Source organism: Pseudomonas sp. BYT-1 (genome assembly GCF_023611805.1).
Lineage (GTDB): Bacteria > Pseudomonadota > Gammaproteobacteria > Pseudomonadales > Pseudomonadaceae > Aquipseudomonas > Aquipseudomonas guariconensis.
The window spans coordinates 170,070-193,252 of sequence record NZ_CP072560.1; the positions used below are offsets into that span (position 1 = coordinate 170,070).

Below are 23,183 nucleotides of genomic sequence, written 5' to 3' on the forward strand. Positions count from 1 at the left end.
CGAATTCCATGTACGACACTTCGCTGACCCTCACCGATTTCGACCCCGAGCTGGCTCAGGCCGTTCAGCACGAAGAACGCCGCCAGAAAGACCACGTGGAGTTGATCGCTTCGGAGAACTACGCCAGCCCGCTGGTGATGGCGATCCAGAACTCGGTATTCACCAATAAGTATGCAGAAGGCTATCCCGGCAAGCGCTACTACAGTGGCTGCGAGCATGTGGACGTGGCCGAGCGCCTGGCGATCGAACGGATCAAGGCGCTGTTCGATTGCGACTACGCCAACGTCCAGCCCCATGCCGGCGCCCAGGCCAACGCCGCCGTGTACCTGGCTCTGACCAATCCCGGCGACACGGTGATGGGCATGAACCTGGCGCAGGGCGGCCACCTGACCCATGGCAATCCATCGAACTTCTCGGGCCGACACTACAAGATCGTGCCCTATGGGCTTGACCCCGAGACCGGCCTGATCGACTACGACGAGATGGAACGGATCGCACTGGAGACTCGACCCAGGATTTTGATCGGTGGCTTTTCCGCATATTCGCGCCACAAGGACTGGGCGCGAATGCGTGCCATCGCCGACAAGGTGGGCGCGATCTTCTGGGTCGACATGGCTCACGTCGCCGGCCTGGTTGCCGCTGGCGAATATCCGAACCCGCTGCCTCATGCCCATGTCGTGACCAGCACCACCCACAAGACCCTGCGTGGCCCGCGCGGCGGCATCATCCTGTCCAAGGGGCAGGACGAGGATTTTTACAAGAAGCTCAATTCTGCCGTGTTCCCTGGCATCCAGGGCGGCCCGCTGATGCACGTGATCGCCGCCAAGGCGGTGGCCTTCAAGGAAGCCTTGACGCCTGAGTTCAAGAGCTACCAGAAGCAGGTCGTGACCAATGCGCGGGCGATGGCTGCGGTCATCCAGCAGCGTGGTCACCGAATCGTCTCCGGCGGCACCGACAACCACCTGATGCTGATCGACCTGTCCGCCAAGCCCTACACCGGTAAGGAGGCGGATGCCGCACTGGCCGATGCCTACATCACCGCCAATAAGAATTCCGTGCCCAATGATCCGCGTTCACCGTTCGTGACCTCTGGCATACGGATCGGTACACCGGCCGTAACGACGCGGGGCTTTGGCGTGGCCGAGTGTGAACTACTGGCAGGCTGGTTGTGTGACGTGCTGGATGCCCTGGGAGCAGGTAGCAAGGAGCTGATCGCAGTGCGTGACCGGGTGCGGGATCAGGTGATGGAAGTATGCCGTCGCCATCCCGTATACCGATAGCGGATAGCTGGCGCATGGAACTGCGGCATCTGCGTTGCTTTTTGGCCGTAGCGGAGGAACTGCACTTTGCGCGTGCGGCCGAGCGGCTGCACATCGAGCAGTCGCCGCTGTCGCGCACCATCAAGGAACTGGAAGAAGACCTGGGCGAGCAGTTGTTCGTTCGTACCAGCCGCAGCACGCAGCTGACGCGGGCGGGCAAGCTGTTTCTGGAACACGTCCCGCGCATCTTCACTGCCTTGCAGCAGGCCCGCGACAGCGTGAAGGCAGCGGCCAATGGCTTTCACGGTCAGCTGCGCATCGCACTGTCCGATGGCATCACGCCTTCGCGCTTGCCGACATTGCTGGCGCTTTGCCGGCAGGAGGAACCCGAGGTCGAAATCCGGTTGTCTGAAGTGCCTCTATCGCAGCAGATCAAGGGGTTGCACGACGACCTGTATGACGTGGGTTTTTCTCAATCAGACGAAGTTGGTGATGCGTTGGTCGCCCGGCCAGTCTGGAGCGATCCTCTGATGGTCGCTGTTCCCGCACGGCACCCATTGCTCAAACACAAACGTATACCGTTGGACGAAGTGTTGCGCTATCCGCTGGTGCTGTGCGATCCACAGGTCTGCGAAGGCCATGCCCGCCAGGTCGAGCGGGTGCTACGGCGAGCGGAACAGGAACCCATGATCGCCGAGCGCGTCGCCTCCTGCGACCTGATGATGGCACTGGTGTCGGCAGGCTTTGCCCTTGGCTTGGCGGGTGCCCCGCACATCGTTTCCAGCCGCGAACCCGGTGTGGTGGCGCGGCCATTGGCGGGGCGTTCGCCGATGCTGACGACGTATCTGCTGCACCGGGAGGCGGAGGGCTCGGAAGTCCTGGCCCGATTCATCGAGCGGGTGCAGGCCATCGAATCGCCCGAAGGCGTCAGACCTGTGCCGCCGTCCGAACCTGATCTGGAGGACATCGAGCCATGAAACAACTCATCCCGTTATTGCTGGTCGCGGCGCTGGCCGCCTGCGGCCAATCGGAGGCACCCAGGCAGGAGGCAACCACGGAAGCCGACGTGCCGACCGTGGAGGAACTGGCCGCCGACCCCGAACGATTGAGGGAGCTGCGCGAGCAGTGCAGGACCGATCGGCCGCGACTGGGCGACGTGTTGTGCAACCGCGTGGCCGAAGCGACGAATCGGCGCTTCTTCGGTGACGGCAACGTGCCCTATACGCCGCCGGAGACACCGCCGCCGTTCTGATTCGTCGGCCGCTCGCCACAAAATCCGCTTTTCTTTGCCGACACGCCGCAGCGCGCCCGCGCTGGCGGCGTTTTTGTCGTGTTCGCCCCCGCTTGAAACGATGCTTTTTGCATCACCTTGGTTCCGATAACGGTCTTTGACCGGCACTGGCCCGGCACCGATCCTCGCATGACAGGCACGCCCAAGTGCCGCTTTTTCATGGGGAATCAGCGCAGGAGAAGTCGGAGGCCAGGTCATGCAAGGGACGAACGTACTGTTCGGGCAGATCGCCGTCGTATTCGGCATCGTGATCGCCGGTGTGTGGAGCGCCACACAATGGACAGCCGCCGCCCTGGGCTACCAACTACGCCTTGGCTCGCCCTGGTTCGACTTCTTCGGCACGCCGGTCTATCACCCCTGGAAACTGTTCGAGTGGTGGTTCTTCTTCGGCGCTTATGCGCCGGAGGTCTTCGACATCGGCGGCGCCATCGCTGGCGGCAGCGGTCTTGTCGCCGTGCTGGTCGCCATCGGCATGTCCATCTGGCGCTCGCGCCAGGCGCGCCGGGTTACGACTTACGGCTCGGCCCGCTGGGCCGATGCCCGTGACATCCACAAGGCGGGACTGACCCGGCCCGTCGGTGTCTTTCTCGGCCAGCATGAACGGCAGTACCTGCGCCACGAAGGCCCGGAGCACGTTCTGGCCTTCGCACCCACGCGCTCGGGCAAAGGGGTCGGGCTGGTCGTGCCGACCTTGTTGAGCTGGCCCGCATCGGCCGTCATCCACGACATCAAGGGCGAGAACTGGCAGATCACCGCCGGCTGGCGCTCGCGCTTCTCGCACTGCCTGCTGTTCAACCCGACCGATGCGCAGTCGGCCGGCTACAACCCGCTGCTGGAAGTGCGGCGCGGCGCGCATGAGGTGCGCGACGTGCAGAACATCGCCGACATTCTGGTCGATCCCGAAGGCGCGCTGGAACGGCGCAATCACTGGGAGAAGACCAGCCACGCACTGCTAGTCGGCGCCATCCTGCATGTGCTCTATGCGGGCGAGGACAAGACGCTGCGCGGCGTCGCCAATTGTCTGTCCGACCCGGCGTGCCCGTTCGAGCTGACCCTGCACCGGATGATGACGACGAAGCACCTGGGCGATGCGCCGCATCCCGTCGTCGCCTCCGCTGCGCGCGAAGTGCTCAACAAGGCGGACAACGAGCGCTCTGGCGTGCTCTCCACCGCCATGTCCTTCCTCGGCCTGTACCGCGACCCGACGGTGGCCGAAGTCACCTCGCGCTGCGACTGGCGCATCGCCGATCTCATCGCCGCCGAGCATCCTGTGTCGCTGTATCTGGTGGTGCCGCCTTCGGACATCAGCCGCACCAAGCCGCTGATTCGGTTGATCCTCAATCAGATCGGGCGGCGGCTGACCGAATCGCTCGACGGTTCCGACGGCATCGAGCGCCGCCACAAGTTGCTGTTGATGCTCGACGAGTTCCCAGCGCTGGGCCGGCTCGACTTCTTCGAGACGGCGCTTGCCTTCATGGCCGGCTACGGCATCCGCAGCTTCCTGATCGCGCAGTCGCTCAACCAGATCGACAAAGCCTACGGCCAGAACCATTCGATTCTGGACAACTGCCATGTGCGGGTGACGTTCGCCACCAACGACGAACGCACCGCCAAGCGCATCTCCGAGACGCTGGGCACCGCCACCGAGCTGCGCGCGCAGCGCAACTACGCCGGCCACCGGCTCGCGCCGTGGCTCGGGCACCTGATGGTGTCGCGCCAGGAGACGGCGCGGCCGCTGTTGACCCCTGGCGAAGTGATGCAGCTACCGCCCGACGAGGCGGTGGTGATGGTGTCCAGCGTGGCGCCGATCAAGGCCAGGAAGCTGCGCTACTACCTCGACACCAATTTCCAGCAGCGCGTGTTGCCGGCGCCCGTGCTCGCGGTCGGGCGCTACGCCGATGCGCCGCCGGCTCGCGCCGACGACTGGACCGAGTTGGCGATTCCGGCCGTGCCCGCCGCATCGGCTGCCGCATCCGCCGATGGCCTGGGCGGCACCGATGACGGCGGCCCGCGCCGCCAGCCCGAACTGTCCGAGGCCGTCGCCTACAGCCCCGAGCCTGAACACCCGGCCAGCGACTTGTCGCTGCTCGATGACGACGACCTGCCGCCGGTTCTTCCCGGCCAGCTCGACCCCGCCATGCAGCGCGTGGCGCGGCTGGCTTCCCTCAATCCCGATGACGGAATCCAGCTATGAGCCGATACCGCCTGAACCTCTTTATCCATCCCGAGCACGCCAAGCGCCTGGACGAGCTGGCCGCCAAGAAAGGCGTCTCGAAGTCCAGCATCGTCGCGGCGGCGCTGGCGTCCTGGCTGTCGCCGGACGCGGCCGACCAGCGCGAGGCCGCCATCGCCAAGCGGCTGGATCGCCTGTCGCGCCAGTTCGAGAAGCTGGAGCGCGACCAGAACATCGAGATCGAGACGCTGGCGCTGTTCGTGCGCTACTTCCTGACCGTCAGCACGCCGGTGCCCGAAGCGCATCAGGACGCCGCCCGCGCCCAGGGCAAGGCGCGTTTCGAGCAGTTCGTCGAACAACTGGGCCGCCACCTGCTGCGCGGCCGCAGCCTGGTGCGTGACGTGGTGGAGGAACTGCACCCCCAGGATCATGAGTTCGGGATGCGGATGGGGGACGCGGCGACACTGGCCGAGGCCCACGAACGAACTGCGGAGCGTGCCTCATGAGCGCCGTTCCACAGACGTCCACCGCAGCCTCTCTGGATCGCCGCATCCAGATGCTGCGCACGGCGATGGGGCCGGTGATCGCCGCCGCGCTGGAAGACCCGGACGTGGTGGAGATCATGCTCAACCCCGACCGGACGCTGTGGGTGGATCGCCTGTCGTCCGGCCGCGCCCCGCTGGGCGTGGAACTGTCCGAGGCCGATGGCGAACGCATCATCCGGCTGGTGGCCGCCCACGTCGGCGCGGAAGTGCATCGCGGCCAGCCGCTGCTGTCCGCCGAACTGCCCGAGACGGGCGAACGGTTCGAGGGCGTCCTGCCGCCGGTGGCGCCGGGACCGGCCTTTGCGCTGCGCAAGCGTGCCATCAACGTCATCAGCCTGGATCGCTACGTGGCCGACGGCATCCTGACCGAGGCGCAGGCCGAGTTCCTGCGCCGCGCCACGCGCGAGCGGCAAAACGTCCTGATCGCGGGCGGCACCAGCACCGGCAAGACGACCCTGGCCAATGCGCTGCTGGCCGAGATCGCCACCACCGGCGACCGCATCCTCGTGCTCGAAGACACGGTGGAGCTGCAATGCGTGGCCCGCGACCATGTGCCGCTGCGCACGCACAGCAATGTGGCCTCCATGCGCGATCTGGCGCGGGCCACGATGCGGCTGCGCCCCGACCGCGTGGTGGTCGGCGAGGTGCGCGGCGGCGAGGCACTGGATCTCGTCAAGCTGTGGGGCACCGACCATCCGGGCGGCATCGCCACCATCCATGCCGGTTCCGCGCAAGGCGCGCTGCTGCGCCTGGAGCAACTGATTCTCGAAGTCGCCGCGAACGCGCCGCGCGCGTTGATCGCCGACGCCATCAACGTCGTGGTGCGCATCGCCGGGCGTGGCCGCCAGCGCCACGTCGAAAGCATCACCCGTGTCGTCGGTCACGACGCCACGGGCTACCAACTGGCCGACGCGCTGGAAACGCCGTTTCCCGAGCTGTCGCCGACTTCCTCCCCGTCCCCTGATCCCACTGGAGAACTGCCATGACGCCTTCTCATGCTTTGCGCGTTTCCGTAAATCCGCTTTTCCGTCTTGCCCGCCTGCGCTGCCTGGCCGAGCCGGCGCAACAGGGGCTGCTGCTGGCGCTCGTGTTCCTGCTGATGGCCACTACAGCACAGGCCGCCGGCTCCTCGATGCCCTGGGAAGGGCCGCTGCAAGCCATCCTCGAATCCATCCAGGGGCCGGTGGCGCGCATCGTCGCGGTCATCATCATCATCGCCACAGGCCTGGCGCTGGCCTTCGGTGACACGTCCGGCGGCTTCCGCAAGCTGATCCAGATCGTGTTCGGGTTGAGCATTGCCTTCGCCGCGTCCTCGTTCTTCCTGTCCTTCTTCAGCTTCTCCGGCGGGGCCGTCGTATGAGCGCCGCCAACGAAGGAACACCGGGCTTTGCGCCCGGCTTCGAGATTCCCCTGCATCGCTCGCTGACCGAGCCGATCCTGTTGGGCGGCGCGCCGCGCACGGTGGCCATCGCCAACGGCACCCTGGCCGCCGCCGTGGGGCTGGGCCTGCAACTGTGGATTCCCGGCCTGGTGCTGTGGATCGTCGGCCATTCGCTGGCGGTCTGGGGGGCGCGCCTCGATCCGCAGTTCATGCAGGTCTTCGCCCGGCACATCAAGCACAAGCCGCTGCTGGACGTGTAGGGGGACGCCACGATGCTGAACCTTGCCGAATACCGCCAGCGTCCCGCGCTGCTGGCCGACTGGTTGCCCTGGGCCGGGTTGGTCGCGCCGGGCGTGGTGCTCAACAAGGACGGGGCGTTCCAGCGCACGGCCCGCTTTCGCGGGCCGGACCTGGACAGCGCCACGCAAGGCGAAATGATCGCCACCACGGCGCGGCTCAACAACGCGTTGCGCCGGCTGGGTTCGGGCTGGGCGCTGTTCATCGAGGCCCAGCGCCAGCCGGCAGCGGACTATCCGCAGGCGGACTTTCCTGAAGCCTTGTCCTGGCTGGTGGATGAGGAACGCCGCGCCGCGTTCGAGGAAGCGAGCCAGCACTTCGAGAGTGGCTATTACCTGACGCTGGCCTTCCTGCCGGCGGAGGAATCCCGCGCCCGCGCGGCCAAGGTGCTCTACGAGAACGCGCCCGGCGAAGGAGTGGATTGGCAGGGACGGCTGGATGCCTTCGTCGCGGAAACCGATCGCGTGTTCGACTTGCTCGATGGCGTGATGCCGGAGATCGCCTGGCTGGATGACGGTCAGACGCTGACCTACCTGCACTCGACCGTCTCGACGCGGCAGTACCGCATCGGCGTGCCGGACGTGCCGTTCTACCTGGACGCGCTGCTGGCCGACTCCGCGCTGATCGGCGGCCTCGCGCCCGTGCTGAACGACCAGCCTCTGCGCGTGGTGTCGGTGCGGGGCTTTCCGACCTCGACCTGGCCGGGGCTGCTGGACGACCTCAACCGGCTGGGCTTTGCCTACCGCTGGAACACACGCTTTCTGTGCATGGACAAGGCCGAGGCGGAAAAGGAACTCGGCCGCCTGCGCCGCCAGTGGTTCGCCAAGCGCAAGAACGTGGTGGCGCTGCTGCGCGAAACCATTTTCCAACAGGAAAGCCCGCTGGTGGACACCGACGCCAGTAACAAGGCGGCGGATGCCGACGCGGCCTTGCAGGAGCTGGGCAGCGATCAGGTCGCCTTCGGCTATCTCACCGCGACGGTGACGGTGCTCGACGCCGACCCGGCCACGGCCGACGAGAAGCAACGCATGGTGGAGCGCGTCATCCAGGGGCGGGGCTTCGTCACCATTCCGGAAACGCTCAACGCCGTGGATGCCTGGCTGTCCTCAATCCCCGGCAATGCCTACGCCAATGTGCGCCAGCCCATCGTCTCGACGCTGAACCTGGCGCACATGATGCCGGTATCGGCGGTGTGGGCCGGGCCGGAGAAGAACCGGCATCTCGATGGCCCGCCGCTGATCGTCACTCGCACCGATGGCGCAACCCCGTTCCGGCTGGTGACGCACATCGGCGACGTGGGCCACACCCTGGTCGTGGGGCCGACCGGCATGGGCAAGTCCGTGCTGCTGGCCACGCTGGCGATGCAGTTCCGCCGCTACGCCGGTTCGCGCATCTTCGCCTTCGACATGGGCCGTTCCATGCGCGCCACCATCCTCGGCCTGGGCGGCGAGCACTACGACCTGGGCAACGATGGCGAGATCGCTTTCCAGCCGCTGGCCCGCATCGACGACGAGGGCTACCGCACCTGGGCGGCGGAATGGATCGAGGGCCGCCTGCTGCACGAAGGCGTGGCCGTCGGCCCCGACGAGAAGGCCGCCATCTGGTCGGCGCTGGGCAGTCTCGCCGGAGCGCCGGTGCAACAGCGCACGATGACCGGGTTTTCCGTGCTGCTGCAATCGAACGCCTTGCGTCAGGCGCTGGCGCCCTATGTGCTCGGCGGTGCCCACGGCAAGCTGCTCGATGCCGACCATGACCGGCTCGGCAACGCCGACGTGCAGGGCTTCGAGATGGAGGAGCTGATGCACAGCAAGGCGGCAGTGCTGGCCGTGCTGGGCTACCTGTTCGCGCGGTTCGATGAACGCTTCGACGGCGCACCGACGCTGTTGATTCTCGACGAGTCCTGGCTGTTCCTCGACGACCCGGTGTTCGCCGCGCGCATCCGCCAGTGGCTCAAGACGCTGCGCAAGAAGAACGTCAGCGTCATCTTCGCCACGCAGTCGCTGGCCGACATCAAGGATTCGAGCATCGCTCCGGCGATCATCGAAAGCTGCGCCAGCCGCATCTTCCTGCCCAACCCACAGGCGACCGAACCGCAGATTCGCACGATCTACGAAGGCTTCGGGCTGAACGCCCGGCAGATCGAGATCGTCGCCACCGCCGAACCCAAGCGCGACTACTACTACCAGTCGCGCTTGGGAAATCGCCTGTTCGACCTCGACCTGGGGCCGGCAACGCTGGCTTTCGCCGGCGCTTCCACGCCGCAGGACCAGCGCGACATCGACCGCGTGCTGCTGAACGCCGGCACGCCGGGATTCGCCGGTGCCTGGCTGCGCCATCGCGGCCTCGACTGGGCGGCCGATCTGCTGCCCGCGTTCCCCGGCCTTGCGCTGGCTTCCCCTCGTATCGCTGACCACCCACAGGAGAACCTGCCATGAAAAAGCGTCTTCTCGCCGCCGCCATCGCGGCCATGCTCTGCACCGTCTCCACCGTTCAGGCGCAATGGGTCGTGGTCGACCCCACGAACCTCGTGCAGAACACGCTGACGGCCATTCGCACGCTCCAGCAGATCAACAACCAGATCAACCAGCTCCAGAACGAAGCGCAGATGCTGATGAACCAGGCGCGCAATCTGGCGACGCTGGACTTCAACATCGTCAATCGCCTGCGCTCGACGCTGGCGACCACCGAACGGCTGATCGCCGAGGCGCAGGGGCTGGCCTACGACGTGCAGAACCTCGACCGCGAGTTCGCACGGCTGTACCCGGAGCAGTACGCCGCGACGGTCAGCGGTGACCAGATGTACCGGGATGCGCAGGAACGCTGGAAGCACACGCTCGACGGACTGCACACCGCGATGCGGATGCAGGCGCAGGTATCGCAGAACCTGCGCGAAGACGAAAGCGCGCTGGCCGATCTGGTGAGCCAGAGCCAGTCGGCGGAAGGCGCCTTGCAGGCCATGCAGGCGACCAACCAGCTTCTGGCCTTGCAGGCCAAGCAGTCGATCCAGGCACAGCAACTCCAGATCACGCAGGAGCGGGCGGCCGCGCTGGAACTGGCGCGGCAGGCCGCCGCCATCGAGCGCGGCCGCGAAGTGACACGCCGCTTCCTGGGGGAAGGCACGCCCTACACGCCGCGGCGCGTGGATTTCTACGGCAACTGACGGGAGACGACCATGCGATGCGTTCCCGCCTTGCCGCTGTGTCTGCTGGCCGTGCTGCTGACCGCCTGCGGCCAGCAGCCTGCCGACGACCTGGCCGATGCCTTGGCCGCCGATCCCGCGCGGCTCAAGGCGCTGCGTGCGCAGTGCGCGCAAGACCGGCAGGCGGCGGGCGAGGACGCTTGCCTGGCCGCCGCCGAAGCCTTCCGGCGCCGCTTCTTCGCCGGCCAGACCGGGCCGGACGAGTACGACACCCTGGCCGAGCTGCCGCCGATTCCGCCCAGCTTCGATACGCCCGACGATGAGGACGGCGAGACGGCGAACGCCGCGACGGAGGACGCGCCATGAACGACGTCACCGTCATCGACCGTTTCCTCAACACCTTTTCCACCTACATCGACTCGGGCTTCGGACTGCTGCAAGGCGAAGTGGCGTTCCTGACCGCCACGCTGATCGTCATCGACATGACCATCGCCGGTCTGTACTGGGCCATGAGCCACGCCACCGGCCAGGGCGATGACGTGATCGCCAAGCTGCTGCGCAAGGTGCTCTACGTCGGCGCCTTCGCCTACATCATCAACAACTTCAACTGGCTGGCCGGCATCGTGTTCCGCTCCTTCACCGGCCTGGGCCTGACCGCCACCGGCTCGACCCTGGGCATGGACGAGTTCCTGCAACCGGGGCGGCTGGCCAAGACCGGCATCGACGCCGGGATGCCGATTCTGGCGCAGGTCAGCGATCTGGCGGGCTTCCCGGAAGTGTTCGTGAACATCACCCCCATCATGGTGATGTTCCTGGCCTGGCTGGTGGTGATCGTCACGTTCTTCGTGCTGGCGATCCAGCTTTTCATCACGCTGATCGAGTTCAAGCTGACCACGCTGGCCGGCTTCGTGCTGGTGCCGTTCGCACTCTGGAACAAGACCAGCTTCCTGGCCGAGAAGGTGCTGGGCAACGTGGTGTCCTCGGGCGTCAAGGTGCTGGTGCTGGCGGTGATCGTCGGCATCGGCACCGGGCTGTTCGCCGAATTCCAGGTGCATCCGACCGAACCATCCATCGACCACGCGCTGGTCATCATGCTGGCCTCGCTCGCCTTGCTGGCGCTGGGCATCTTCGGTCCGGGCATCGCCACAGGTTTGATTTCCGGCGGGCCGCAGTTGGGTGCGGGTGCGATGGCCGGCGCCGCTGTCGGCGCTGCCGGAACCGCCATCGCCGTCGGTGCTGCCGCAACTGGCGTGGGCGGGGCGGTGGCCGCCGGGGCACGCATGGCGCCGGCGGCTGCCAAGCTGGCCGGCAGCGGCGCGCGTGCCGCGACTTCTGCGGCCAGTGGTGCCCGGTCGGCGTTCCAGACGGGTTCGTCCGCAGCCGGTGGTGGCCTCAAGGGCGCGGCGGCGGGACTGGGCAACGTCGCCAAGACCGGCGCGCAGGCCGCCGGGCAAAGCGCTGCCTCCCGTGCCTCTGCCGCCGGGCAGCGCATGGCGGCTCCTTTCCGCGCTGGATTGAATGGCTCTGCGACAGAGGGTGGCTCGGGAGCTGGGGCCGGTGCTGCCGCTTCCGACCCGGCCACCACATCGTCGCCACAACAGCAACCCGCCTGGGCCAAGCGCCTGCACCGCCGCCAGCAGATCACGCAGGCCGCGACCACTACCGCGCACACGCTGCGCGGGGGCGATAGCGGTGGATCGGGCAGCGCCCCGAGCCTGCGGGATTCAGATTCATAAGGAGGACTAACCATGCGATTCAAACGACCGCAGGTGCGCTATGCCGATACACCGCAGCCTGCGACCCCTTACCAGTCCGCCGCCCAGGTGTGGGACGAGCGCATCGGCTCGGCCCGTGTGCAGGCGAAGAACTGGCGCCTGATGGCGTTCGGCTGCCTGGTGCTGGCCCTGCTGATGGCCGCTGGCCTGGTGTGGCGATCGGCGCAGTCCATCGTCACGCCCTATGTCGTCGAGGTCGATCAGACCGGCCAGGTACGCGCGGTCGGCGAAGCCGCCACGCGCTACCGGCCCGACGATGCGCAGCAGGCACACCACGTTGCCCGCTTCATCACGATGGTGCGCTCGCTGTCCATCGACCCGATCGTAGTGCGCCAGAACTGGCTCGATGCCTACGACTACACCACCGACCGGGGCGCGGCGGTGCTCAACGACTACGCCCGCACCAACGATCCGTTTGCCCGCATCGGCCGCGAGTCGGTGACGGTGCAGATCACCAGCGTCGTGCGCGCCAGCGACACGTCGTTCAACGTGCGCTGGACGGAGCGCCGCTACGTCAACGGCGCGGCCGCGGGACTGGAGCGATGGACGGCCGTGGTGTCCATCGTGGTGCAAACCCCGCGCACCGAAGAACGCCTGCGCAGCAACCCACTGGGCATCTACGTCAATGGCCTGTCGTGGAGCCGCGAACTCGATGCCGAAGGAGCACGACCATGAACCCGTCTTTCCGCTTTTACGTTTTGCCGTTGATGCTGGTGGCCCTGGCGGGCTGCGCCACCCAGGGCAAGCCGCCGCCGAGGATTTCGCTCGATGAGCCGGTACAGGCCCAGCCGTTGCCCGAACCGCCCGCGCCGGTGGAAGTCGTCGCCATGCCCGAACCACTGCCGCTGCCCGGACAGTTGAAGCCGTTGCCAGACACCGATGCTGCCAAGCCAGCACCCGAGCCGGCCGACGAAACCGTGCGCGTCTCCCGCGCCAATGCCGAGGCGCGGGTCGCGCCCACGCGCGAGGGCTACGTCAATGCGATTCAGGTCTGGCCGTACAGCGATGGCGCGCTCTATCAGGTCTATGCGGCGGTCGGGCGCGTGACGATGATCTCGCTCCAGCCGGGCGAGGATCTGGTGACGGTGGCGGCAGGCGATACCGTGCGCTGGATCGTCGGCGACACCTCCAGCGGCAGCGGCGACGAGCTGCGCGTCAATGTGCTGGTCAAGCCGATCCGCTCGGGCCTGAAAACCAACCTGGTCATCACCACCAGCCGCCGGACGTATTTGCTGGAGCTGACCTCGACCGAACGCGCCTGGATGGCGTCGGTGTCCTGGGACTACCCGCGCGACCGGATGCTGGCCTTGCAGCGCCAGGCGCAGGCGGCCAGCGTTGCCGCGCCGGTCGATACCGGCCTGTCGCTGGAGAACCTGCGCTTCCGCTACGCCATCAGCGGCAGCAATCCGCCGTGGAAGCCGCTACGCGCCTTCGACGACGGCGAGAAGGTCTATATCCAGTTCCCCGCCGGCATCGCCCAAGGCGATCTGCCGCCGCTGTTCGTCATCGGCGCGCAGGGCGACGGGCAACTGGTGAACTACCGCTTCCGTTCGCCGTACTACATCGTCGATCGGCTGTTCGGCGCGGCTGAATTACGCCTCGGCGGTGACAGGGGCGACGTGGTGCGCATCGAGCGCACCGACGGTGTGTCCCGGAGGAACTGACCATGAGCCAGGACGACACCCCGGATATCGCCACGCCGCAGGCCGACAAGGTGGCGCCTGAAACGGTGGCGCTGCGCGCTCAGCCGCGTCCGGTCACACGGCTGAACCGGCGTACCCTGGCCGCGCTTGTTGGCGGGCTCTCCGTCGCGGTGCTGGGCGCCACCATCTGGTCCTTGCAGCCATCGAAGCCCCGGAGCGGCAACGATCCGTCCGAGCTGTACAACGTCGATCGCGTGTCGCGCTCCGAAGGGCTGGAACGGCTTCCGACGGACTACTCCATGTTGCCGCCACCGCCGCCGCCCGAGGTGCCGGAACTGGGGCCACCCCTGCCGGGCGATCTCGGGCCGGCCATCGTCCAGTCGCAGCAGCCGGCAGTGGCCAGCTATGCGCCACCGGGTCACGATCCCGAGGCGGCCGAACGCGAAGCCTTGCGCCAGGAGGCCGAAGCGGCGGCGGCTTCATCGGTATTCTTCAACACAGGACAGGGCCAGACCGCGGCCGTGGCGCAGGCGACGCCGGGAGTCCCCGGCATGGGCAACACTCTGGCAGCCTTCGACCCACTGGCCGCCGGCCCGGCCTCGACAACGGCCCAGCCCGCCGACCCGACCGCCGTGCAGAACCGGCAAGACCAGAAAGAGGCTTTCCTGCAATCCGGCTCCACGGAAACCCGTAATTCCGGGAACCTGCAACTGCCCAGCTCGCCGTACCAGGTCATGGCCGGCACGGTGATCGCCGGGGCGCTGGTGACGGGCATCAAGTCCGACCTGCCGGGCGATGTGATCGCCACGGTGACGGAGCCGGTCTATGACACGGCCACTGGCCGGCACCTGCTCATTCCGCAGGGATCGCGCATCCTGGGTCGCTACAACAGCCAGGTCAGCTACGGACAGACCCGTGTGCAGGTCGTCTGGAACCGGGTGATCCTGCCGGACACGTCGTCGCTGACGCTGGATAACCTCGTGGGCACCGACCCGGCCGGGTATGCCGGCCTGGAGGATGGTGTCGATTGGCATTGGGATCGCATCTTCGCCGGCGCCGTATTGACGACGCTGCTGGGCGTCGGCGCCGAACTGGCCGCGCCGGAGAACCGCCAGGCCGGCGACCGGATCATCATCGCCGGCCGCGACAGCCTGCAAGACACGGTGAATCAGGTCGGCCAGGAAGTGACGCGCCGCAACCTCAACATCCAGCCCACGCTGACCAGCCGGCCCGGTTTGCCGGTGCGGATCATCGTCAATCGGGATCTGGTGCTGCGGCCCTACCAGCCGATGATTTTCAACCGAGGAACTTCGCAATGAACACCACACGCAAGCTGCGGCTGGGGCCGCTGCCCAAGACCGAGACCGTCAAACTGACCTTCGCTTGCCCGGCCAGCCTGAAAGCCGACCTCGACCGCTACGCTGCGCTGCACGCGCAGACCTATGGCGAGGCGGTCGATGCAACGACGCTGATCCCGCACATGCTGGAGGCGTTCATGGCCGGAGACAGGGGATTCAGGAAAGGGACGACAACGCCGAAAGCGCCACCCGCGCCCCGACGCGATGCGCCGCCCACGTAGGTGTGACGGTGTACCCGCTGCAAAGCAAAAGCGCAGGCCGGTGGCCTGCGCTTTTGCTTTGGGCTATGGCTTGAGGGAGCCTTGTCGTACCATGGCCGCAGCCGCCATCAAATGCCCGCCCGGACACGCTGGAGCCCGCAACCGCGTTGCCCTTATGTGGCTCCTAGCCTTTTTGCACGAGACTGCGCGAACGGCCGGCGAAAAGATCCAAGCCCTTGTCCCATATAGACTTCGGGCATTCCGCCTATCTTTCGATAATGCTTGACAGGCGAAATTTTTTAAGATGTCTCGCTCTTCCGTCACGCGCTTGAGTTCAGCGCGCAGCTTGCGCAGTTCGGCCTGCTGATCGTCGTCTTGCTGACGCTGCTCTTGGGGCTTGCTGTAGACCTTGATCCAGGCGTAAAGGCTATGCACGGACATGCCCAGGCGCTGGGCGACATCGGCGACAGGTTTGCCTTTTTCGGTCACTTGCTTGACCGCTTCGATCTTGAATTCTTCGGGGTAACGCTGACGACTCATGGCACCTCCTATTTGGGCCTCATTATGAGGCTTGGAGGTGTCTAGGAAACCAGGGGCGATTCAAAGGTCGCGTGGCACCAGATTGTCTCTCGCCCTCTAGGCTCAGATCGCCATAGCCGCGACTCTCCGCATCCTTTTCGGCCAGTACAAACCCGTCATTGCAAGCGGTCAGCAGCCTCAGGCGTGAGGACGCTGACTGTTTGATTGGACTGGGTAGATACATAATGAAGAATCCGCGGCCTCCTTTCCGAGCTACTCGGCCACGGAGCTGGTGCAACTGCGCTACGCCGAAGTGTTCTGGACTCACTGCAACCATCAGTGTCAAACCCGGGAAGGTTACCCCAACCTCGATCACAGTTGAGGCGACTAACAGCTTGATTTGGCCAGATTTCATCTTCTCTATGGTTTCAGTTTTGGCCGACTCGGGAAGGCTGCCGTGAATGTAACCTACATCGTCTCCCAGAAGCCTCCGGAAACGTTCGTAGGCTGCCTCCACAGCATTCCGAGTGTCTGCCTCACCATTCACCACTGGATAGACGAACGCAGCCTGTCCGCCCTGCTTGATGACCTGCATGACCAGATCATGCAGTTTCTGCCTGGCGTTGTGGGTGATGATCCTTGTGACGATATCCCGCGGTACCGGGGTGGACCTCAGGATTGAGATCGGTAGCCCGCCCAGTTGGACCAGCGCCACTGTTCGCGGGATCGCGGTTGCTGTTGATTCAAGGAAGTTGGTATGAGGCGCGATGAGCTTCTTTCGCTGAGCTACAGAAAATCGTTGCTGCTCGTCAGCGATGACCAGGTCAAAGACGATCCCTTCTTTGCTTGCTGCAGAAATAACTGCTGTGGTGCCCACCACGATCCCAGATGACAGGTCGATCTTGGCTTTCCCAACAGGGCCTACAACGGTGACAACTGGAATTTCGTAAAAGAGGCTGCTCAGCTCAGCCGCCAGTTGCTGCGCGAGGATCTGGCCAGGCGCGATAATGGCGACCCTGGCCCCAGCGAGATAGCTCGCGGCGGCTGGAATCATGAACGTGAATGACTTGCCGGTACTGACATCGCCCGACAATATGCGCTGCATTGGATAGGGTGACCTTAGGTCTGACACGATCTCATCGATTGCTTGGAGCTGGTCAGCAGAAGGCTTGAAAGGTGCTCGCTTGATCAGGTCAGCCACCTGGTCCCGGTCGATTCGCAGGAGAGCCCCCTTCACTGCTGGGCGGTTCCGATGCGCTTCGACGCGATTAACCAACGCCTGAATGCAGACGGCCTTGGCAATTCTCACCGCCTCCTCTCCCTCCCGGACTGAAAGGGGTGAATGCAAGTTACGGAGCAAGTCAGCTGGGTCGTTGAGGCCTGTGAGCTTTCGAAAGTCATCCTCGTGCATCAGGGCCTGTTCCAGCAACAGGCAAGCGGCCTCATTGATGTGTGCCATAGCCGAGGTGACGGCTTCGCCAAGAACTTCGGCGCTCACCTGATTCTGCTTGCCCTGGTAGACAGGCATCACACGCCCAATCATCGCCGGAGGTATGACCATCGGATTCGACATGGTAGGCCGCCCTTCGAAGGTGACCACCTCACCGTAAGTGTGCACAGTTGCGCCAAAGTCGTACCCCATCCACGGTTCGATCGAAGGCTTACCTATCAAGTTGATTTGCAAGCGCTGCCCTCGCCCGTCTACCACCTTGACGTATCCGCGGAACGCACCTTTGACTTCTTGCAGTGCAACGCCGCCACGATCAAAGATCGCTCGCTCAATCAAGGTCAGAGCCATGTATGAGGCCTGCCCGAGATCTGGCAAGGGAAGCACCTCAATGGGCTCGTGAAAGTCCCTGTATTCCTTTGGTACCGTCAAAAGGCACTCGGGCAGCGTTGTGAACCCCAAGCGAGTGAGTCGCCCTATGTCATGCATAATCAGATTTCGTGGCTGGTGATCGAGGATGGATAGTCACGCGTAACTATAACCCATGAGAATCAAAAGTGCTTGGCACAAAAAAGCCCTAGACGATATGTGTCGTCTAGGGCTTTGGGGTACAACTTGTTAGTGGCTGACCCGAGAGTCGCCAGTTTGGCCTGTGATCAACCGAACCGAGTCACCAGGGGCGAAGGTCTCTGCTGGATCTTTGGCCTGGGTGACGGCCTGCAAGCTGCCGTCGCTGCTCATTTTCACAGTGATTTCGATCCCGTCAGTATCATGGGCTTTCTTGTCGACTGCAGCACCAATCGCGGCGCCGACCGCGCCAGCGACAACCATTACGGCCAGTTGCCCCAAACCACCACCGCCATTGCTGCCGGCGATCGCACCGAGGGCGCCACCAGCCATGCCACCAATCGGTGAAGGCTTCCCGTTGATTTTCACATCACGGACTGAGTCGACAACACCAAGCTCGACCTTCATTTTCTGCATTGCGGTTGCCCGGGAGTAGTCCCGGCTCGTCATGCTCGAAGCACAGCCAGACATAGCTGCTGTGGTGATGATCAGCAGAGAGGCGATGAATTTTTTCATATATTGCATCCTTGAGTTCAGGGGGGCGCTTTAGGTAGGCGCGAATTAGAATTGGCACATAACGGCAGGGGTTTTGCTGGTGGTGACCAATCGTTAGGAGAGAGGCTTGGATTAGCTTTACATTAGAGGTATGTGTGACACGCAGTTGTAAAGCGGCTCTTCGCATTTAAGGGTGTAGCTGATTTCTAAACCCTCCTGACTTCAGCAAGCACCTGGCTATGTAATTGGTTAAATTTCTAAAGCCCAAGGCGGTACCTCGTAAGTGCTCAAGTCGCCCGTTGATAGCTTCTGTTGGACCGTTGCTGGTTCCTGGCCGGTCGAAGTAGGCAAGGATGCTCTCAGCGTATTTTTTCAGCGTTTCCCCCAAGCCTTTCACCTCGATGAGCGCTTTGGGCAAGTCGCTGGCTGTAATGATATTTATGACCTCTTCCATGAGTTTTTTACCACGTTTTCGATCCGGCTCGTTGTAGGCGCTGACCACCCGTTGGTACATGCTCCAGGTGCAATCCACTTCGAGGTGGTGCTCATCTGCAAACAGCTGGAACAGTTGCTTTTTGTTGGCGTCAGACAGGTAGCTGATCCGAGTCAGTAGCGTTCGACGGCTTTTGTAGAGCGGGTCATTTTTACGCCCTCTGCGGCCCAGGATGTCGTGTTGCACACGCCGGCGGCATTCATCCAGCATGTTGCTTGCCCAGCGCACGACATGGAAAGGATCCAGCACGGTTTGGGCTTGAGGCAGGGCTTCTTGCGCTGCAGATTTAAACCCCGTAAAACCGTCCATGGCAATGCTTTCGATCTGGTCACGCCACGATTTGGGGCGACTCTGTAGCCATTGCTTAAAGGCTTGTTTGGAGCGGCCTTCCAGCACATCGAGCAAGCGGGCCGGCCCGTTTTTGTTACGCACGGGCGTAAGGTCAACCACGATGGTGACGTACTTGTCACCACAGCGTGTATGTCGCCAAACATGCTCATCCACGCCCAGCACGGTCACACCGTCAAAACGTGTCGAGTCATTAAAAAGCAGGCGCCGTCCTTCGTTGATAATGGGGCTCTGTTGCAAAGATTGGCGGCAGTCAGAGGTAGGCTGTCGCTCTGCGCCGATCAGGCGGCTGCTGCGAAATGGTGGTTGAGCATGCCCATGGCCTCCGTCAGCGCCGAGGGCCCAATGCCAAAAGCTCTCTCCACAAGGCGCACCTCGCCCCTGATGCCGGGCTGCAGGCACCAGGGGCGAGCCTGTCCTTTGCGCAGGGCTCGCATGACTTCGAATCCCTTGATCGTGGCATAGGCCGTGGGGATCGATTTGAAACCGCGCACCGGCTTGATCAGTATCTTGAGCTTTCCGTGATCGGCCTCGATCACGTTATTGAGATACTTCACCTGCCGGTGGGCCGTCTCCCGGTCCAGCTTTCCTTCGCGCTTCAATTCGGTGATCGCTGCACCATAGCTCGGCGCTTTGTCGGTATTGAGCGTGGCAGGCTTTTCCCAGTGCTTCAGGCCTCGCAGGGCCTTGCCCAGGAACCGCTTCGCTGCCTTGGCGCTGCGGGTCGGCGACAGGTAGAAATCGATCGTGTCGCCCCGCTTGTCGACTGCCCGGTACAGGTAGGTCCACTTGCCCCGCACCTTGACGTAGGTTTCATCCAGGCGCCAGCTCGGATCAAAGCCACGCCGCCAGAACCAGCGCAGCCGCTTCTCCATCTCCGGGGCGTAGCACTGGACCCAGCGATAGATCGTCGTATGGTCGACCGAAATGCCGCGTTCCGCCAGCATTTCCTCAAGGTCGCGATAGCTGATCGGATAGCGACAATACCAGCGCACCGCCCACAGGATCACATCACCCTGGAAATGGCGCCACTTGAAATCCGTCATCGTTCCGTCCGTCCAATCTCCGCCAAGCATGCTCAAGCTTCACGATTTTTGCAACAGAGCCCTATGGACGCAATTGCGCAGACGACGTTTGTGCCGATGCGGTGCTGCTATCCCGGGCGGTAGGCCGACCGGTACGGGTACAACTGACTCGAGAACAGGAGCACGTCTGGGAGCCCAAGGGCACAGGTCAGCTGATGGAAATTGACGGCGGGTTGAATATCGAAGGCGGTGTGGCTGCCTACGATTTCCAGACCAGCTACCCGTCGAATGGCGCACCGACGCTCGCGCTGTTGCTCACCGGCTCAGTGGAACCGGTGCCGGCATTGTTTGAAATGGGTGATCGGACCTCAATCCCGCCCTACGACTACGAAAACATGCGCGTCACCATCAACGATATGACGCCGCTGGTTCGGGCATCCTGGATGCGCGGTGTTTCGGCCCTGCCCAATAGCTTTGCTCACGAATCCTACATTGACGAGCTTGCCTTTGCCGCTGGCGTCGACCCTGTGGAGTACCGACTAAAGCATCTGTCCGACTCACGCGCGATCGATCTTGTGAAGGCCACCGCTGAAAGAGCGGGCTGGAAGCCACATACACAACCGATGCAAGCCCCTGCCGAAGGTGATGTATTGCGAGGTAGAGGTTTTGCCTATGCACGCTACATTCACAGCAAGTTTCCTGGTTTCGGGGCGGCGTGGGCCGCGTGGGTCGCGGATGTTGCCGTGGACCGTCGCACTGGCGAGGTCGCCGTAACACGCGTAGTGATTGGTCATGATGCCGGCATGATGGTCAACCCCGATGGTGTACGACACCAGATACACGGCAACGTGATTCAGTCCACCAGCAGGGTGCTCAAAGAAGAGTTGGCCTTTGAAGACTCGAAGGTCGCGAGCAAGGAATGGGGCGGCTACCCGATCCTCACGTTTCCTGAAGTGCCTGACATCGATGTACTGATGCTTCCGCGCCAGAACGAGCCCCCAATGGGTAGTGGTGAGTCGGCATCAGTACCCAGCGCAGCGGCCATTGCGAACGCAATTTTCGATGCCACAGGCATCCGTTTCCGCGAACTCCCAATTACCGCAGAGCGAGTGCGCGCGGCCCTGAATGGCAGCGGCCCCAACGTCGAACAAAATCCAACGCAGAACCATGCACCGAAACGATCGAAATGGTGGTTTGGCTCCCTTGCCGGCCTGTTCGGGGCCGCTCTTGGAATGGCAGCGACAGCGTTGCCTTGGCGGGCGGAGATTGCACCTGTAACCCCGCCACTTGCCGGCACCTGGTCAGCTGCGACGCTTGAACGAGGACGCCAACTGGCCGCAGCCGGCGACTGTGCGGTCTGCCATACCGTCACGGGGGGCAAGGTCAACGCTGGCGGACTGGGAATGGAAACGCCCTTCGGCACCCTCTACAGCACCAACATCACTCCGGATCCAGAGACCGGAATCGGCAATTGGTCGTTCGCCGCCTTCGATCGAGCGATGCGTGAAGGTATCAGCCGCGATGGCCGGCATCTTTACCCAGCCTTCCCCTACACCGCATTCCGCAACATTACCGATGCAGACATGCAGGCGCTCTACGCTTACCTGATGTCCCAGGATCCGGTACGCCAGGAGGCACCCGCCAATCACATGAGCTTCCCGTTCAATCAGCGCCCATTGATGGCCGGCTGGAATGCTCTCTTCCTAGGGCGGGGCGAATACCAACCTAATCCGCAGCGCAGCGAGCAATGGAATCGAGGTGCCTATCTCGTGGACGGCTTGGGTCACTGCTCTGCTTGCCACTCGCCCCGCAACTTGATGGGGGCAGAGAAAGGAGGCAAAGCCTACCTGGCCGGAGGAATGGTTGATGGATGGGAAGCCCCAGCGCTCAACGCTCTTTCGAAATCCCCCACCCCTTGGAGCGAAAGCGAGCTTTTCGAGTATCTGCGCACCGGATTCTCCCAAAAGCACGGCGTTGCCACCGGACCTATGGGTCCCGTTGTCAGTGAATTAGCCACCTTACCGGAGAGCGATGTACAGGCCATTGCACATTATCTGGCGTCTCTAAGTGGCGAGGCCGAGCCGCGCGCGGCAGTTGCCAGCGCCCCGACCAAGGTTGACCCCCAAGTATCGCTGAGCAATGGCGAACGGGTTTTCCAAGGCGCGTGCCAAGCCTGCCACAGCGAAGGAAAGGGGCCCAAGCTGTTCGGTGTGAGCCCGTCCATGGCAGCGAATACCAATGTCCACAGCGATCTGCCGGACAACTTGCTGAAGGTAGTACTGCACGGGATACCGACCCCGGCGACTCGCGACCTGGGTTACATGCCGGGCTTCAAGGACAGTCTTTCGGATCGTCAAGTCGCAGACCTATTGGCCTATATACGCCATCGTTTCGCTTCAGGTAAGCCTGCTTGGGAAGGGCTGCTTGCGAAGAGCGCCCATGTGCGCGCCAACCCCGGCACCCATTGAGCATCAACGACGCAGGCCACGTAGAGCCAAGTCGCTAATGAAAAGGAGCCAGTCGTCCTTGGCGCGCTTGTCGCCAAGGTCCTCATCAAGGAAGGAGCTCAGCGTGTAAAGGTTGGAGTTATAGAAGTAGCAGAGCGAGGCGATCATTAAGTACGCGTGCTTGATGTCGATATCGTTGCGGAAGAGACCCTTGGCCTGCCCGGCCTCGATGATTGGCCGCAACACCCCAACCGCCTCGCCCGATAAAGCCTGCAGATTGAGCGATTTCTTTGCATGCTGACCTCGATGTAGGTTCTCGGTCGCCAGGATGGTTACGAACTCCGGGTGGTGCAGGTAGTAGTCCCAGACAAAAGCCACCAGGTGGCGCAATGCAGACTCAGGGTCGGACAGGTCGAGTTCTAGCTTGCTCTCCGCCTCGTTGAAACTGGCGTAGATGTGCTCTAGCACGCTGATGAATAGCTTTTCCTTGCTGCCAAAGTAGTAATAGATCATCCGATCATTGGATTTTGCTAGCTTGGAAATCTGCTCAATGCGTCCCCCGGTGAAGCCGTGCTTGCTGAATATCCGGACTGCAGCCTGAAGGATGCTGTCCTTAGTGCGATCGGCTTGTAAGGCGCGGATGCCAGTTTTGCGATTCTGCATTTTTATCTCTGGGGTGCTTCTGCTGGTTGACCAGAAACGATGCTTTATCGTCCTGAGAAAGGCAACACTGCCACAAATTTAGACTAATTACTCAAGTATTCAGATTCAAAATTTATAG

General features: G+C 63.5%; 20 protein-coding genes and 3 pseudogenes. 17 read left to right on the forward strand and 6 right to left on the reverse strand.

The annotated features are described in order from the left end of the window. The first annotated feature begins 8 nt into the window (after positions 1-8). The 16 genes from glyA (at position 9) to J5X93_RS27150 (ending at position 15,082) form a co-directional block, all read left to right on the forward strand. Positions 9-1,280: a serine hydroxymethyltransferase gene (glyA, locus tag J5X93_RS27075; RefSeq protein ID WP_124014573.1), complete on the forward strand. Its 1,272-nt coding sequence runs from the start codon at positions 9-11 to the stop codon at positions 1,278-1,280. Between the two features lie 14 nt (positions 1,281-1,294). Continuing rightward, on the forward strand, positions 1,295-2,236 hold the full coding sequence (locus J5X93_RS27080) for a LysR family transcriptional regulator (protein WP_124014572.1): 942 nt from the start codon (positions 1,295-1,297) through the stop codon (positions 2,234-2,236). After that, a complete protein-coding gene (locus tag J5X93_RS27085; RefSeq protein WP_124014571.1) occupies positions 2,233-2,511 on the forward strand; it encodes an EexN family lipoprotein in 279 nt (92 codons plus the stop codon). The genes J5X93_RS27080 and J5X93_RS27085 overlap by 4 nt, the downstream gene beginning before the upstream one ends. Positions 2,512-2,746: 235 nt before the next feature. Continuing rightward, positions 2,747-4,744: a conjugal transfer protein TraG gene (locus J5X93_RS27090; protein WP_124014570.1), complete on the forward strand. Its 1,998-nt coding sequence runs from the start codon at positions 2,747-2,749 to the stop codon at positions 4,742-4,744. Further along, on the forward strand, positions 4,741-5,229 hold the full coding sequence (locus tag J5X93_RS27095; protein ID WP_124014569.1) for a ribbon-helix-helix protein, CopG family: 489 nt from the start codon (positions 4,741-4,743) through the stop codon (positions 5,227-5,229). The genes J5X93_RS27090 and J5X93_RS27095 overlap by 4 nt, the downstream gene beginning before the upstream one ends. Further along, on the forward strand, positions 5,226-6,254 hold the full coding sequence (gene trbB, locus J5X93_RS27100) for a P-type conjugative transfer ATPase TrbB (protein ID WP_124014568.1): 1,029 nt from the start codon (positions 5,226-5,228) through the stop codon (positions 6,252-6,254). The genes J5X93_RS27095 and trbB overlap by 4 nt, the downstream gene beginning before the upstream one ends. Then, entirely contained in the window at positions 6,251-6,628 is a 378-nt protein-coding gene (locus tag J5X93_RS27105; RefSeq protein ID WP_124014567.1) for a TrbC/VirB2 family type IV secretion system protein, read from the forward strand. The genes trbB and J5X93_RS27105 overlap by 4 nt, the downstream gene beginning before the upstream one ends. Then, the gene (locus J5X93_RS27110; RefSeq protein WP_124014566.1) at positions 6,625-6,909 is read left to right on the forward strand and encodes a VirB3 family type IV secretion system protein; all 285 of its coding nucleotides are present in this window, start codon (positions 6,625-6,627) and stop codon (positions 6,907-6,909) included. The genes J5X93_RS27105 and J5X93_RS27110 overlap by 4 nt, the downstream gene beginning before the upstream one ends. A 12-nt stretch (positions 6,910-6,921) precedes the next feature. Continuing rightward, entirely contained in the window at positions 6,922-9,381 is a 2,460-nt protein-coding gene (gene trbE, locus J5X93_RS27115) for a conjugal transfer protein TrbE (RefSeq protein WP_250034994.1), read from the forward strand. Then, positions 9,378-10,106, forward strand: a complete 729-nt coding sequence (trbJ, locus tag J5X93_RS27120) for a P-type conjugative transfer protein TrbJ (protein ID WP_250034992.1) — start codon at positions 9,378-9,380, stop codon at positions 10,104-10,106. The genes trbE and trbJ overlap by 4 nt, the downstream gene beginning before the upstream one ends. Positions 10,107-10,118: 12 nt before the next feature. Continuing rightward, positions 10,119-10,451: a hypothetical protein gene (locus J5X93_RS27125; RefSeq protein ID WP_250034990.1), complete on the forward strand. Its 333-nt coding sequence runs from the start codon at positions 10,119-10,121 to the stop codon at positions 10,449-10,451. Beyond that, complete coding sequence (gene trbL, locus J5X93_RS27130; protein ID WP_250034988.1) at positions 10,448-11,821, forward strand: P-type conjugative transfer protein TrbL; 1,374 nt, start codon at positions 10,448-10,450, stop codon at positions 11,819-11,821. The genes J5X93_RS27125 and trbL overlap by 4 nt, the downstream gene beginning before the upstream one ends. 12 nt (positions 11,822-11,833) lie before the next feature. After that, positions 11,834-12,535, forward strand: a complete 702-nt coding sequence (gene trbF, locus J5X93_RS27135) for a conjugal transfer protein TrbF (RefSeq protein WP_250034986.1) — start codon at positions 11,834-11,836, stop codon at positions 12,533-12,535. Next, a complete protein-coding gene (gene trbG / locus J5X93_RS27140) occupies positions 12,532-13,524 on the forward strand; it encodes a P-type conjugative transfer protein TrbG (RefSeq protein ID WP_250034985.1) in 993 nt (330 codons plus the stop codon). Before trbF ends, trbG begins: the two co-directional genes overlap by 4 nt. Before the next feature lie 2 nt (positions 13,525-13,526). Continuing rightward, entirely contained in the window at positions 13,527-14,822 is a 1,296-nt protein-coding gene (locus J5X93_RS27145; protein ID WP_124014559.1) for a TraB/TrbI/VirB10 family type IV secretion system protein, read from the forward strand. Further along, a complete protein-coding gene (locus J5X93_RS27150) occupies positions 14,819-15,082 on the forward strand; it encodes a DUF2274 domain-containing protein (protein WP_124014558.1) in 264 nt (87 codons plus the stop codon). The genes J5X93_RS27145 and J5X93_RS27150 overlap by 4 nt, the downstream gene beginning before the upstream one ends. 276 nt (positions 15,083-15,358) lie before the next feature. Here the strand turns inward: J5X93_RS27150 and J5X93_RS27155 are convergent. The 5 genes and pseudogenes from J5X93_RS27155 to J5X93_RS27175 all read right to left on the reverse strand — a co-directional run. Beyond that, positions 15,359-15,601 (reverse strand): annotated as a pseudogene (locus J5X93_RS27155) (transposase); the annotation flags it as partial. 22 nt (positions 15,602-15,623) lie between these two features. Continuing rightward, positions 15,624-17,378: a helicase-related protein gene (locus J5X93_RS27160; protein WP_250034983.1), complete on the reverse strand. Its 1,755-nt coding sequence runs from the start codon at positions 17,376-17,378 to the stop codon at positions 15,624-15,626. A gap of 267 nt (positions 17,379-17,645) precedes the next feature. Further along, positions 17,646-18,110 (reverse strand): outer membrane lipoprotein, encoded by a 465-nt coding sequence (locus J5X93_RS27165; RefSeq protein WP_023662230.1) that lies wholly within the window; start codon positions 18,108-18,110, stop codon positions 17,646-17,648. 166 nt (positions 18,111-18,276) lie between these two features. Beyond that, positions 18,277-19,155 (reverse strand): annotated as a pseudogene (locus J5X93_RS27170) (ISL3-like element ISPsp2 family transposase); the annotation flags it as partial. A gap of 56 nt (positions 19,156-19,211) precedes the next feature. Beyond that, complete coding sequence (locus tag J5X93_RS27175; RefSeq protein WP_001389365.1) at positions 19,212-19,976, reverse strand: IS6-like element IS6100 family transposase; 765 nt, start codon at positions 19,974-19,976, stop codon at positions 19,212-19,214. A 62-nt stretch (positions 19,977-20,038) separates the two neighbouring features. Between J5X93_RS27175 and J5X93_RS27180 the strand changes: the two are divergent. Beyond that, positions 20,039-22,423 (forward strand): annotated as a pseudogene (locus J5X93_RS27180) (c-type cytochrome); the annotation flags it as partial. Between the two features lie 3 nt (positions 22,424-22,426). Here J5X93_RS27180 and J5X93_RS27185 read toward each other — a convergent pair. Continuing rightward, positions 22,427-23,065 carry a TetR/AcrR family transcriptional regulator gene (locus J5X93_RS27185; RefSeq protein WP_250035575.1) on the reverse strand — a complete coding sequence of 213 codons (639 nt, stop codon included), beginning with the start codon at positions 23,063-23,065 and terminating at the stop codon, positions 22,427-22,429. Positions 23,066-23,183: the final 118 nt, after the last annotated feature.